We start from the raw sequence: 13,555 nt of genomic DNA on the forward strand, positions 1-13,555 counted from the left end.
CGGAATACGAGTGAAGGCGGCGTAGCGTGGGCTCGGAGATGTGTATAAAGGACGGGCCGGCACCCTGGCAGCTTTAGGACACCAGGTATTGTTGTGCGATTTATCCGATGAGATGATTCAACGCGCCAAAGACGCCGCGACCGCTCAGGGTGTGATCCATAACATGCGTTTTGTACAAAGTGCAGCGCAGGATATTGCGCAATATATGGTTAAGCCCGCCGATCTGATATTGTTTCACGCGGTGCTGGAATGGGTGGCGCAACCACGGCAGGTGCTTAAGGTATTGTATGATTGTTTGTCGCCGGGGGGCGTTTTATCCCTGATGTTCTATAACCGGCATGGCCTGTTGATGCGTAACATGGTATTGGGTAACTTTGCCTATGTACAAACCGGTATGCCGAAGCGTAAACGGCGGTCGCTGTCTCCCGATCACCCACTGGATCCGCAGCAGGTTTATTGCTGGCTTAATGAGTTAGGGCTGTCCATCAGTGGTAAGACGGGTGTGCGGGTGTTTCATGACTATTTGCAGAATAAGCAACAACAAAGTGATAATTTTGCCGAGATTCTTGAGCTTGAACAGCGTTACTGTCGGCAGGAACCCTTTGTGAGTCTGGGTCGTTATATCCATGTCATGGCGCATAAACCCCATTTGAAGGATGCATTATGAGTGATTTTTCCCAGACTGTACCCGAACTGGTCGCCTGGGCACGAAAAAATGATTTTTCCCTTTCACTTCCTACGGAGCGTCTGGCTTTTTTGCTGGCGATAGCGACACTGAATGGTGAGCGCATGGATGGTGAAATGAGTGAAGGCGAACTGGTTGATGCTTTTCGTCATGTCAGTCAGGGATTTGATCAAACCAACGAAACCATTGCCGTGCGCGCCAATAATGCGATTAACGATCTGGTGCGCCAGCGGTTGCTTAATCGCTTTACCAGTGAAATGGCGGATGGCAATGCCATCTATCGCCTGACGCCGCTGGGTATCGGCATTACGGATTACTATATCCGCCAGCGCGAGTTCTCGACGCTGCGTCTTTCCATGCAGCTCTCAATCGTGGCCCAGGAACTTAAACGGGCGGCGGAAGCCGCCGAAGAGGGTGGCGACGAGTTTCACTGGCACCGCAATGTTTTTGCTCCGCTAAAATATTCCGTTGCGGAAATTTTCGACAGTATTGATTTATCCCAACGCGTGATGGATGAACAGCAGCAGGGGGTAAAAGACGATATTGCCGCATTGCTGAATCAGGATTGGCGTGCGGCGATCAGCAGTTGTGAACAACTGCTGACGGAAACGTCAGCCACCCTGCGTGAATTGCAGGATACGCTGGAAGCCGCCGGTGACAAGTTGCAGACCAGCCTGTTGAGTATTCAGGATGCTATTCTGAATAATCCGCATAACCTGGAGTTTGTCGACAAGCTAGTATTTGATCTGCAAAGCAAACTTGATCGTATTGTCAGTTGGGGTCAGCAAACTATCGATTTATGGATAGGTTACGATCGCCATGTGCATAAATTTATTCGTACCGCGATTGATATGGATAAAAATCGGGTGTTTTCACAACGGTTGCGTCAGTCGGTGCAAAGCTATTTTGAAAGTCCCTGGGCGCTAACCTTTGCTAACGCTGATCGTTTGCTGGATATGCGTGATGAGGAACTGGCATTGCGCAGTGACGAAGTGATGGGCGAATTGCCGCCAGAGCTGGAATATGAAGAGTTTAGCGAGATGCGTGAGCAGCTGATTGCACTGGTGGAGCAGGCTCTGCATAAATACAAACAGCAACAAATACCGCTTAATTTAAGCGATGTGATGCGCGAATATTTGACGCAGTATCCCCGCTCCAGGCATTTTGATGTTGCCCGAATCGTGGTCGACCAGGCAGTTCGCCTGGGTGTGGCCGAAGCAGATTTCACCGGATTGCCTGCGCTATGGCAGGTAATCAATGATTACGGAGCCAAGGTACAGGCCCATGTCATCGACAAATATTGAACAAATCATGCCAGCCAGACTGGCAACCGCGCTGTCGAATATGTTATTTCCCGCGTTGGATAGTCAGTTACGCGCTGGCCGTCATATCGGGATGGAAGAGCTGGAAAACCATGCTTTTCTGATGGATTTTCAGGAAGAGCTGGAAGAGTTTTATGGCCGTTATAATGTGGAGCTGATTCGGGCGCCGGAAGGCTTTTTCTACCTGCGTCCGCGTTCAACCACGCTGATTCCCCGTTCGGTTTTGTCTGAGCTGGATATGATGGTGGGGAAAATCCTCTGTTATCTGTATCTCAGCCCGGAGCGTTTGGCTCATGAAGGCATTTTCAGCCAGCAGGAACTGTACGAAGAGTTGCTCAGTCTGGCGGATGAAAACAAATTACTGAAGCTGGTTAACCAGCGTTCGACGGGTTCTGACCTGGACAGGCAGAAACTACAGGAAAAAGTGCGCACGTCTCTTAACCGGCTTCGCCGGCTGGGGATGATTTACTTCATGGGAAGTGATAGCAGCAAATTTCGTATTACCGAATCCGTGTTTCGGTTCGGCGCCGATGTCCGCAGCGGTGACGATGCCCGTGAAGCACAATTGCGGATGATTCGTGACGGCGAAGCGATGCCTGTTGAGGCCAGCCTGTCGCTGAAAGATGAAAGCGAAGACAACGATCGTACAGATGATACCCCGCCAGAGAGTGCTGAGGATGAACAGGAATGATTGAACGCGGTAAATTTCGCTCACTGACGCTGGTTAACTGGAATGGCTTTTTCGCCCGTACATTTGATCTGGATGAGCTGGTTACCACGCTATCCGGCGGCAATGGGGCGGGTAAATCGACCACTATGGCGGCGTTTATTACGGCGCTGATCCCTGACCTGACGTTATTGCATTTCCGTAACACCACCGAGGCCGGCGCAACCAGTGGTTCACGGGACAAAGGCCTGCACGGTAAGCTGCGTGCCGGGGTGTGTTATTCCACTCTTGAGGTGATCAATTCACGGCACCAGCGGGTGCTGGTGGGTGTTCGCCTGCAACAGGTGGCAGGGCGCGATCGTAAGGTGGATATCAAACCCTTCACCATACAAGGGTTGCCGACGGCAATACAGCCGACGCAACTTCTGACCCAGATAGTCGGCGATCGTCAGGCCCGGGTTCTCTCTTTACAGGAGTTGAAAGAGCGGGTTGAAGAGATGGAAGGGGTTCAGTTCAAACAGTTTAACTCCATCACTGATTACCATTCACTGATGTTTGACTTGGGCGTTGTTCCGCGCCGATTACGTTCGGCGGCCGATCGCAGCAAGTTCTATCGGCTGATTGAAGCGTCGTTGTATGGCGGTATCTCCAGTGCTATTACACGTTCGCTGCGTGATTATTTACTGCCTGAAAACAGCGGCGTGCGCAAAGCATTCCAGGATATGGAAGCGGCATTGCGAGAGAACCGCATGACGCTGGAAGCGATTCGCGTTACCCAATCCGATCGTGATTTGTTTAAGCATTTGATTTCTGAAGCGACGTCGTATGTCGCCGCAGACTATATGCGCCATGCCAATGAGCGGCGTATACATTTGGATAGCGCACTGGAGCTGCGCCGCGACCTGTTCGGCAGCCGTAAGCAACTGTCCAGCGAACAGTACCGCCATGTGGAAATGGCGCGTGAGCTGGAAGAACAAAGCGGCGCCGAAAGCGATCTGGAGACGGATTATCAGGCCGCCAGCGATCACCTGAGTCTGGTACAGACGGCCATGCGCCAGCAGGAAAAAATCGAGCGTTATAACGCGGATTTGGAAGAACTACGCTACCGGCTGGAAGAGCAGAATGAAGTTGTTGAAGAAGCGCGTGAGCAACAGGACGAAAATGAAGCGCGGGCCGATGCCGCAGAGCGGGAAGTCGATGAACTGAAAAGCCAGCTTGCCGATTATCAGCAGGCGCTCGACGTGCAGCAAACCCGCGCCATTCAATATCAACAGGCACAGCAAGCGTTGGAACGCGCCCGGACGTTATGTCAGTTGCCGGATCTTACCGCAAACAACGCGGATGAGTGGCTGGAAAGCTATCAGGCGAAAGAGCGGGAGGCGACAGAAGTGCTGTTGCTGCTGGAGCAGAAACTGAGTGTTGCCGATGCGGCACACAGCCAGTTTGAGCAAGCCTATCAGTTGGTGACCCGTATTGCTGGCGCGGTCAGCCGCAGCGACGCCTGGCAGGTGGCGCGTGATCTGTTGCGCGACGGCTCATCGCAGCGTTATCAGGCTGATCGGGTGCAGCCGCTACGGATGCGTTTATCGGAACTGGAACAACGTCGGCGTGAACAGCAGGACGCCGAGCGCTTATTGCAGGATTTCTGTAAACGAAACGGGCAGGATTACCAGCCGGAAGACCTTGAGTCGCTCCAACAGGAGCTGGAAGCGCGTATTGAAAGCCTTTCGTCGCTGGTCGCTGAGGCCGGGGAACGCCGTATGGCGCTGCGTCAGGAACTGGAGCAGGTGCAGCAGCGTATTCAGCAATTGACTTCCCGCGCCCCGGTCTGGCTGGCGGCGCAGGAAACGCTGACGCAGTTGAGCGAGCAAAGCGGTGAGACGTTTGCAGACAGCCGTCAGGTGACGGAATATATGCAGCAATTGCTGGAACGTGAGCGTGAAACAACGGTTGAACGCGATGAAATCGCCACCCGCAAACGAAATATTGAAGCGCAGATTGAGCGGCTCAGTCAGCCTGGCGGTTCGGAAGACCCTAGACTGAATGCACTGGCGGAACGTTTTGGCGGCGTACTGCTGTCGGAAATCTATGATGACGTGACGCTGGATGATGCGCCTTATTTCTCGGCGCTTTATGGCCCTTCCCGTCATGGGATTGTGGTGGCGGATCTCTCGTTGGTGCGGGAACAACTGGCGGGCCTCGAAGACTGTCCTGAAGACCTGTATCTGATTGAAGGCGACCCACAGTCATTTGATGATAGCGTTTTTGCCGTTGAGGAGCTGGAAAGGGCGGTGGTGGTTAAAGTTGCCGATCGTCAGTGGCGCTACTCCCGCTTCCCGGACGTGCCGCTATTTGGTCGGGCGGCGCGGGAAATGCGTCTTGAAAGCCTGCGTGACGAACGTGAAACCCTGGCGGAGCAATATGCCACGCTGTCATTTGATGTACAGAAAACACAGCGGTTGCATCAATCCTTTAGCCGTTTTATCGGCACGCATCTGGCGGTGGTGTTCGATGACGATCCTGAAGCGGAAATTCGGACATTACATTCACGCCGCAGCGAACTTGAGCGCGCTATTGCGAATTTTGATAGTGAAAATCAGCAGCAGCGTCAGCAATACGAACAGGCAAAAGAGGGCAGTTCCCAGCTTAACAAACTGATCCCGCGTATCAGCCTGTTATGTGATGACGGTTTGCAGGACCGGGTTGAAGAAGTTCGGGCGGAGTTGGAAGAAACCGAGGAATCCGTTCGTTTTATCCAGCAACATGGCGATACGCTGGCGAAACTGGAGCCGCTGGTATCAGTGCTGCAAAATGATCCGCAGCAGCATGAGCAGCTTCAGGAAGATTACGCGCAGGCGCAGAACGCGCAGCGCCAGGCCAAACAGCAGGCGTTTGCTTTAATGGAAGTGGTGCAACGCCGTGCGCACTTCAGCTATACCGATGCGGCTGGCATGTTGGGCGAAAATGCTGATCTTAATGACAAACTGCGTCATCGTCTGGATCAGGCTGAAGCGGAGCGGACGAAAGCGCGTGATCAACTGCGCCAGCATCAGGCGCAATTCAGCCAGTATAGTCAGGTTCAGGCGTCGTTAAAAAGTTCTTATGACGCCAAATGCGACATGCTGAAAGAGCTGACGCAAGAGCTTCAGGATATTGGCGTTCGCGCCGATATGGATGCTGAATTCCGCGCCCGCCAGCGTCGGGACGAATTACATGCGGCTTTAAGCACCAATCGTTCGCGCCGCAACCAGTTGGAAAAACAGATTACCTTCTGTGAAGCGGAAATGGATAGTTTGCAGAAAAAATTACGCAAACTTGAACGTGATTATCATCAGATGCGCGAGCAGGTAGTTATCGCCAAAGCAGGCTGGTGTGCCGTTATGCGGCTGGTTAAGGATAACGGCGTTGAGCGGCGTTTGCACCGGCGTGAACTGGCCTATATGGATGGCGATGAACTTCGCTCCATGTCGGATAAGGCGCTGGGAGCATTGCGTCTGGCGGTTGCGGATAACGAACATCTGCGGGATGTCTTGCGTCTTTCAGAAGATCCTAAACGCCCGGAGCGTAAAATTCAGTTCTATATCGCGGTGTACCAGCATCTGCGTGAGCGTATCCGGCAGGATATTATTCGTACCGACGATCCGGTCGAAGCTATCGAACAGATGGAGATCGAGTTAAATCGTCTGACGGAAGAACTGACCGCCCGTGAGCAGACGCTGGCCATCAGTTCACGCAGCGTGGCAAATATTATCCGCAAGACGATCCAGCGTGAGCAAAACCGTATCCGTATGTTGAATCAGGGGTTGCAATCCGTCGCTTTCGGCCAGGTGAAAAGTGTGCGTCTGAACGTGAATGTGCGTGAAACGCACACCACGTTGTTGAACGTGTTGTCCGAACAGCAGGAGATGCATCAGGATCTGTTTAACAGTAACCGGCTGACATTCTCTGAAGCGTTGGCAAAATTGTATCAGCGGCTGAATCCTGAAATTGATATGGGCCAGCGGACACCGCAAACTATCGGCGAAGAGTTGCTTGATTACCGCAACTACCTTGAGATGGAAGTTGAAGTCAATCGCGGGGCAGATGGCTGGTTACGGGCCGAAAGTGGCGCGTTGTCGACAGGGGAGGCGATCGGTACCGGTATGTCAATTCTGGTTATGGTTGTTCAGAGCTGGGAAGAGGAATCGAAGCGCCTGCGGGGTAAAGATATATCACCCTGCCGCTTATTGTTTCTTGATGAAGCCGCCCGCTTGGATGCTAAATCCATTGCTACGCTATTTGAACTCTGCGACCGTCTGGAAATGCAATTGATCATTGCCGCGCCGGAAAATATCAGCCCTGAAAAAGGGACGACCTATAAATTGGTTCGTAAGGTTTATCAGAACAACGAGCACGTTCATGTGGTCGGGCTGCGCGGCTTTGCGGGTGAAGTAACAGAGATTCAGGAACAGGCCTCCTAGCGTGGAATAATGGTTTTTTTATGTTTAAAGCCGCTTTTTTGAGCGGCTTTATTTTTTATCACAAGCACTATCAGTGCTAGTGATTATTTGGTAACTCGCCAGACCAGTAAAATAATTTTGTGACGAGAGAAGCAAAAATATTTTTCTCTTTATATACTGACTGTAAGACAGACGAAATATTTCAGTCTGGCAAGGCAATATTCGCCGCACATAATTACCGGCAAATATTGCTGCTTAAAAACACAATCATTTTTCTCTGCAATATTTGAGCTGGGTTGTTTTATTTTTGCCATCAACATGGTTTGTCGTGGAAGGCATTGTGATTAATGTGTACAGGGGATAAATGAATGCTGTTGTATAAGCGAAAAACGCAGAGGTTGTTGTGGAGTGCGGGTTGTATTTGGGTGTGTAGCCTGTCTCCTTCGTTTTCGGTGCTGGCAGCGTCACCCGTGGTGTTATCTGGCCTATCTCAAAATACGGATTCTATTTCGGTGGAGAATAGCCGGACAGCTTTGTTGGCTGCGTTGCCTGTCGGCATTACGCCTCACTATCTTGCCGATTTGTCGTCATTATATGCACAACATCAAATGCAACCGATGTGGGGGGACAGCCGGGCTGTTCAGTACCTTCAAAAGCAACTGGCGGAATTGGCGATTTCTGGCATACAACCACAGTTTACGACATGGGTGAGCTGGCTTACCGATCCACAGATAACCGGATTTGCGCGTGATATTGTCTTATCCGATGCAATGCTGGGTTATTTGCAGTTTGTTTCTGGTATAGAACGCAATGGCAATAATTGGTTATACAGCAATGTACCTTATCGTTTGCAGTCACCTCCTGCAAACGTGGTGAGCCAGTGGCAACTGGCGGTGAAGTCAGGCGATAGCGCCGCGTATATCATTTCATTGGCGCCACAGCATTCGCAGTATGCCAAAATGCACCAGGCATTACAGGATATGCTGGTGGATAACCTTCCCTGGCCAAAATTAAATCTGTCTGAAAGTTTACGTCCGGGGCAGGCCAGTCAGGCGCTTCCGGCGCTGCGTGAAATCCTACAGAGAGCAGGAATGTTGGCGTCTGATGCAAATATCACGCTGCTCAATGAAAATATAGCGACGAGCCAACCTATGGATAATCCGCCAGCAGACGGTATGACTGCGTCTGAAAATCTCTACAATGGCGAGTTAGTGGAAGCGGTAAAGCGCTTCCAGCGTGGGAAGGGGCTGGATGATGATGGTGTTATTGGTAAGCGAACCCGCGACTGGCTAAATGTGCCGCCGCAAATGCGCGCCACACTTTTGGCGCTGAATATCCAGCGTTTGCGTTTACTGCCGGATAACGTTAATACCGGAATTATGGTTAATATCCCTAACTACTCACTGATTTATTATCAGGACGGCTCAGAGCGGCTGTCGTCCAGGGTTATTGTCGGTCAGCCGAAGCGCAAAACGCCGCTGATGAGCAGTTCACTTTATAATGTGGTGGTCAATCCACCGTGGAATGTACCCACGACGCTAACGCGTCAGGATATTATCCCTAAGGTCATTCAGGATCCAGGTTACTTACAGCGGCATGGTTACACCGTCCTGGCTGACTGGAGTCAGGATGCGGAAGTGATCGATCCGGCAATGATTGACTGGTCGATGGTATCGCCAGGGCGTTTCCCCTATCGCCTGCGCCAGGCGCCGGGGGCAAATAACTCGCTGGGGCGTTATAAGTTCAATATGCCCAATTCTGAAGCAATCTATCTGCACGATACGCCGAATCATAATTTGTTTAAGCGGGATATCCGGGCGTTGAGCTCTGGCTGTGTTCGCGTAAATAAAGCCTCTGAACTTGCTGGTATGTTATTGCAGGATGCCGGCTGGAATAATGACCGTATTTCTTTAACGTTGAATCAAGGTAAAACAACCTATGTCCCGATGAAACATCGGATCCCGGTAAGCCTCTATTATTTAACCGCATGGGTTGAAGATGACGGTAAGCCACAGTTTCGAACAGATATTTACAATTATGACGATATTGCTAGATTAGGGATGCAAATTCTGCCTAAAGCCAGGTCGTTTTTGCAGTAAGTATCGAAAATTTCGGGGTTTAGCAAAACAAATACATAATTTGCTATGCGGGGAATCATTGCGATCCCCCGCAAACCCTCGAGCAAAGCGGGTTGACTCACTTTTCATAGGCGGTTAAGGTTCAAGACGGTGCGTTTTGTGTGCCCTCACTAACACCTTTTTAGTCAGGAAAATCCTATCTATGGAAGACATTGACAATCATCGCCGCAAATGGCTTGCGCTGGGTGGTGCAGCATTAGGTATTGCACTGCTTCCCGGTCAGGCAATGGCTACGTTATCTACACCCCGACCGCGTATTTTGTTGCTCAATAACCTTAATACGGGAGAACGCCTCAAGGCCGAGTTTTTTGACGGCAGGCGTTACATTAAAGAAGAATTATCGCGGCTAAATCATTTTTTCCGCGATTATCGGGCGAACAAGATCAAAACTATCGACCCACAACTCTTTGATCAACTTTTCCGATTACAGGTTATGTTGGGTACGAACAAACCGGTACAACTGATCTCTGGCTACCGTGCGATTGATACCAATAATCAACTGCGAGCTCACCGTAAAGGCGTAGCCAAACAAAGCTATCACACCAAAGGACAGGCTATGGACTTCCATATCGAAGGCGTCCAGCTTGCCAACCTGCGTAAAGCCGCGATAAAAATGCGGGCAGGTGGCGTCGGTTATTACCCCCGCAGTAATTTTGTTCATATTGATACAGGCCCTGTTCGCACCTGGTAAACTGATCGGCGGTATTTATTTTGTTAGTTCTGGAGCAGTATGAAATATCAAATTATCCCCGTTACGGCATTCAGCCAGAACTGCACATTATTATGGTGCGAGAAAACGAACGAAGCCGCAATAGTCGACCCTGGTGGTGATGCGGGCAAAATAAAACAGGTGGTTGCTCAGGCGGGTGTTAGCGTTAAGCAAATCCTGCTGACTCACGGGCATTTGGATCATGTCGGCGCGGCGGCGGAGCTGGCTGAATACTATCAGGTGCTAATTATCGGCCCGCAGATAGAAGATGCATTCTGGCTGGAAGGGTTGCCCGCGCAGAGTCGAATGTTTGGGCTGGGTGAATGTAAAGCGTTAACGCCTTCCCGTTGGTTAAAAGAAGGTGATGAGATTCATATCGGTGATGTTACCCTCGCGGTATTCCATTGTCCCGGCCACACGCCCGGACATATCGTCTTCTTTGACGCGGTATCGCGTCTGGCGCAAGTGGGTGATGTTATTTTTAATGGTGGCGTGGGGCGCAGTGATTTTCCCCAGGGGGATCATCAGGCACTGATATCCTCAATTCGCAATAAATTACTCCCGCTTGGGGATGATATTACCTTTATTCCGGGACATGGGCCGATATCAACGTTTGGTCAGGAACGCAAAACCAACCCGTTTATTCGCGATGAACCTGCAGTTTGGTAGTTATCTGATTACTATTCAAATGCAGCGGGAATAAAAAACCGCCGGGAGCGATTTTAAACGCTGCTTCCGGCGGTTCGCTATAAAAAAGCCGGTTTGTTACCGGCTTTACTTTTATAGATTATCTGATTAAAGCACGGCAACAATGGCTTCACATAGCGGAGCCATATTTTCTGGTGTCATACCTGCCACGTTAATACGACCGGAGTTAACGGCATAAACGCCAAATTCATTACGTAACCGCAAAACCTGATCTTTATTCAAGCCGCTGAATGAGAACATGCCGTTTTGCTCAATAATGAAAGAGAAATCCTGTTTAGCCCCTTTTTCCTGCAACGTATTAACAAACAGTTGACGCATCCGCTGAATACGTTCGCGCATCGCCGTCAGTTCCTGTTCCCAGATGGCCCGTAAAGCATCGTTAGCCAGAATGGTTGCAACAACCGTTGCGCCATGAGCTGGTGGGTTAGAATAATTGGCGCGAATAGCCGCTTTCATCTGGCTGAAGGCTTTATCCGCGGTGGCGGCATCGGCGGCAACCAGTGTGCAGGCACCTACGCGCTCGTTGTACAGACCGAAGTTTTTGGAATACGAGCTGCAAACGATCAGTTCTTTATGTTTCTCTACAAAAATACGCAGCCCTTCAGCATCCTCTTCCAGACCACGGGCAAAACCCTGATAGGCAAAATCGAACAGCGGCAACCAGCCTTTTTCTACAGAAAGCTCGGCCAGCATAGTCCACTGTTCAGTCGTAGGATCAATCCCGGTAGGATTGTGGCAGCATCCGTGGAACAGCACCACATCGCCAGCCTGAGCGGCGTTAAGGCTGCTTAACAGGCCATCAAAGTTCAATGTATGGTTGACGGCATCGTAGTAATCATATTCACGAACTTCCAGACCGACGGCGGAAAAGACGTTTTTATGGTTCGGCCAGCTTGGATTACTGATCCAGATGCGTTTGGCGCTGGTCTGATTGGCAATAAAATCAGCGGCAACGCGCAAACCACCTGTACCGCCTGGCGTTTGCGCAGTACGTGCGCGCTTATCAGTAATAATGCTGCTTTGTTTACCAAACAGCAGTGCCTGAGTGCACTGACCGAATGCAGGCAGGCCATCAATACCCAGATAGTTTTTGGTGGTTTCGTTTTCCAGCAGAAATTGTTCTGCTTTTTTGACGCTGGTTAATACCGGCGTTTTACCGGTTTCATCTTTATAAACACCGATGCCCAGATTAATTTTGTGCGCACGTTCATCAGCGCGGAAAAGATCGATCAGCCCAAGAATGGGGTCAGCGGGTGCCGCAGAGATAGTTTCAAACATTGGTAGGGTATTCCATAGCAGAAATTAAGCAAGGAACCCCAGATTACCGCCAGCAAAAGGCTTTGCCAACCACCGGGCTAAAAAAGAAAGGGAAATAATTAAGGGAGTACGAGATACAAAATAAAAGACTGTATAAGAGGATATTACGGAGGTTTAAAAGCAAAAAGTAAAAATAAAAAGACAGAGCCGAAACTCTGTCTTTTTTATGTCTTGCGAACGGTTAAACCGTCACGCGCTACGCTATCAACTTAGAACTGATAAGTCAGGCCAACTGCAACGGTATCGTCATCATTGACGCCGTATGCGTTGTCGTCTTTAATCAGGTTGATTTGGTATTCAACAAAGGTAGACATGTTTTTGTTGAACGCATATTTAGCACCCACGCCGACATATTTGGTCAGATAGTCATTAGTACCAGTTTCGGCAACTTTACCTTTGGACTGAATATAGGCCAGAGATGGAGTCAGACCAAAGTCTAACTGATACTGTGCAACAACTTCAAAGAACTTGGTTTTATCGGCGAAACCAGCGGTATCATTAATATAAGACAGATTACGATATTCACCGTAAGTAGCAGCTAAATAGAGGTTGTTCGCATCATATTTAACCGCTGTACCCCAAGCTTCAGCTGTTTTACCACGACCATCTACGGATTGCTCATTAGTGCGGTCAGACGCTGAATAAGAACCTACGATACCCAGACCAATGTCGGATTCGTAGGAGCTTGAAATACCCCATCCATCACCATTCTGTTCATCAATATTACCGCGCTTATTGAGCGTATCACCGCTGTTTTTGCCCTGATACTGAACAGCGAAGTTCCAGCCATCAACCAGACCAAAGAAGTCGGTGTTACGGTAAGTGGCCACGCCAGTGGTACGCTGAGTCATAAAGAGGTCGGTGTAAGCAGAGTCACCGCCGAATTCAAACAGTACGTCGGTCCATGCCAGCGCATCATAGAATACGCCATAGTTACGGCCATAGTCGAAAGAGCCGTAGTCACCAAATTTCAGACCGGCAAATGCCAGACGGGTCTTATCACCTTCAGCTCCACCTTCGCCTTCTGATTGGCGGGCACGGAATTCGTATTCAAACCGACCGTAACCAGTCAGTTCGTTAGTAATCTGTGTTTCACCTTTAACACCCAGACGAGCGTAGGTTTTATCACCGTTACTACCATTGTTATCAGAGAAGTAATGCATACCTTGCACTTTACCGTACAAGTCCAGCTTGTTGCCGTCTTTGTTATAAACCTCTGCTGCGTTTGCTGCGCCTGCAGCTAACAGAGCTGGGATTACCACTGCAAGAATATTGCGCTTCATCATTATTACCCTCATTGGTGTTGTGTAGGACACCTGCCACTGCCATAAATAATTTCTTACGGAACTATTCCTGAAAGTTTGGTGTCTTCCTGTGTCTGAACGCAGTTTTCCATTCACTCGTCCGTTAATCCACCTCGAAAATGATACTAACTTCGTAATCGAGTAACAAATAGAAAATATGTATTACAAAATGTAAATTTCAGGGAACTTTGTGAGGCATAGCTAAAATTTAAAAAAAAGAGCCGGACAGCCCGGCTCTTCTTTTCTACATATTTGTTTTACTTACA

8 protein-coding genes and 1 pseudogene are annotated in these 13,555 nt (G+C 49.8%); 7 read left to right on the forward strand and 2 right to left on the reverse strand.

The window, feature by feature from the left end:
• Positions 1 to 64: 64 nt before the first annotated feature.
• The 7 genes and pseudogenes from BIY29_RS11375 to BIY29_RS11405 form a co-directional block, all read left to right on the forward strand.
• A pseudogene (locus tag BIY29_RS11375) lies at positions 65 to 667 on the forward strand (methyltransferase domain-containing protein); the annotation flags it as partial.
• On the forward strand, positions 664 to 1,989 hold the full coding sequence (gene mukF / locus BIY29_RS11380; protein ID WP_121575239.1) for a chromosome partition protein MukF: 1,326 nt from the start codon (positions 664 to 666) through the stop codon (positions 1,987 to 1,989). The pseudogene BIY29_RS11375 and the gene mukF, both read left to right, overlap by 4 nt.
• Positions 1,970 to 2,698, forward strand: a complete 729-nt coding sequence (mukE, locus tag BIY29_RS11385) for a chromosome partition protein MukE (protein WP_121575240.1) — start codon at positions 1,970 to 1,972, stop codon at positions 2,696 to 2,698. Before mukF ends, mukE begins: the two co-directional genes overlap by 20 nt.
• Complete coding sequence (mukB, locus tag BIY29_RS11390; RefSeq protein WP_121575241.1) at positions 2,695 to 7,134, forward strand: chromosome partition protein MukB; 4,440 nt, start codon at positions 2,695 to 2,697, stop codon at positions 7,132 to 7,134. Before mukE ends, mukB begins: the two co-directional genes overlap by 4 nt.
• Positions 7,135 to 7,481: 347 nt before the next feature.
• The gene (gene ldtD / locus BIY29_RS11395; protein WP_121575242.1) at positions 7,482 to 9,212 is read left to right on the forward strand and encodes a L,D-transpeptidase; all 1,731 of its coding nucleotides are present in this window, start codon (positions 7,482 to 7,484) and stop codon (positions 9,210 to 9,212) included.
• 181 nt (positions 9,213 to 9,393) lie between these two features.
• Entirely contained in the window at positions 9,394 to 9,942 is a 549-nt protein-coding gene (mepK, locus tag BIY29_RS11400; RefSeq protein ID WP_121575243.1) for a peptidoglycan L,D-endopeptidase MepK, read from the forward strand.
• A 39-nt stretch (positions 9,943 to 9,981) separates the two neighbouring features.
• On the forward strand, positions 9,982 to 10,629 hold the full coding sequence (locus tag BIY29_RS11405; protein WP_121575244.1) for an MBL fold metallo-hydrolase: 648 nt from the start codon (positions 9,982 to 9,984) through the stop codon (positions 10,627 to 10,629).
• A 126-nt stretch (positions 10,630 to 10,755) separates the two neighbouring features.
• On the opposite strand, the gene BIY29_RS11410 is transcribed toward BIY29_RS11405, so the two are convergent.
• Positions 10,756 to 11,946 carry an amino acid aminotransferase gene (locus tag BIY29_RS11410; RefSeq protein WP_121575245.1) on the reverse strand — a complete coding sequence of 397 codons (1,191 nt, stop codon included), beginning with the start codon at positions 11,944 to 11,946 and terminating at the stop codon, positions 10,756 to 10,758.
• Positions 11,947 to 12,194: 248 nt separating this feature from the next.
• On the reverse strand, positions 12,195 to 13,271 hold the full coding sequence (locus BIY29_RS11415) for a porin (protein ID WP_276310289.1): 1,077 nt from the start codon (positions 13,269 to 13,271) through the stop codon (positions 12,195 to 12,197).
• Positions 13,272 to 13,555 lie beyond the last annotated feature (284 nt).

Origin of the sequence: Brenneria alni (assembly GCF_003666245.1) — a bacterium.
Taxonomy (GTDB): Bacteria; Pseudomonadota; Gammaproteobacteria; order Enterobacterales; family Enterobacteriaceae; genus Brenneria; species Brenneria alni.

Coding starts and splice junctions, on each gene's coding strand:
- mukF (WP_121575239.1), top strand. CDS start 664: ATGAGTGATTTTTCCCAGACTGTACCCGAACTGGTCGCCTGGGCACGA.
- mukE (WP_121575240.1), top strand. CDS start 1,970: ATGTCATCGACAAATATTGAACAAATCATGCCAGCCAGACTGGCAACC.
- mukB (WP_121575241.1), top strand. CDS start 2,695: ATGATTGAACGCGGTAAATTTCGCTCACTGACGCTGGTTAACTGGAAT.
- ldtD (WP_121575242.1), top strand. CDS start 7,482: ATGCTGTTGTATAAGCGAAAAACGCAGAGGTTGTTGTGGAGTGCGGGT.
- mepK (WP_121575243.1), top strand. CDS start 9,394: ATGGAAGACATTGACAATCATCGCCGCAAATGGCTTGCGCTGGGTGGT.
- BIY29_RS11405 (WP_121575244.1), top strand. CDS start 9,982: ATGAAATATCAAATTATCCCCGTTACGGCATTCAGCCAGAACTGCACA.
- BIY29_RS11410 (WP_121575245.1), bottom strand. CDS start 11,946: ATGTTTGAAACTATCTCTGCGGCACCCGCTGACCCCATTCTTGGGCTG.
- BIY29_RS11415 (WP_276310289.1), bottom strand. CDS start 13,271: ATGATGAAGCGCAATATTCTTGCAGTGGTAATCCCAGCTCTGTTAGCT.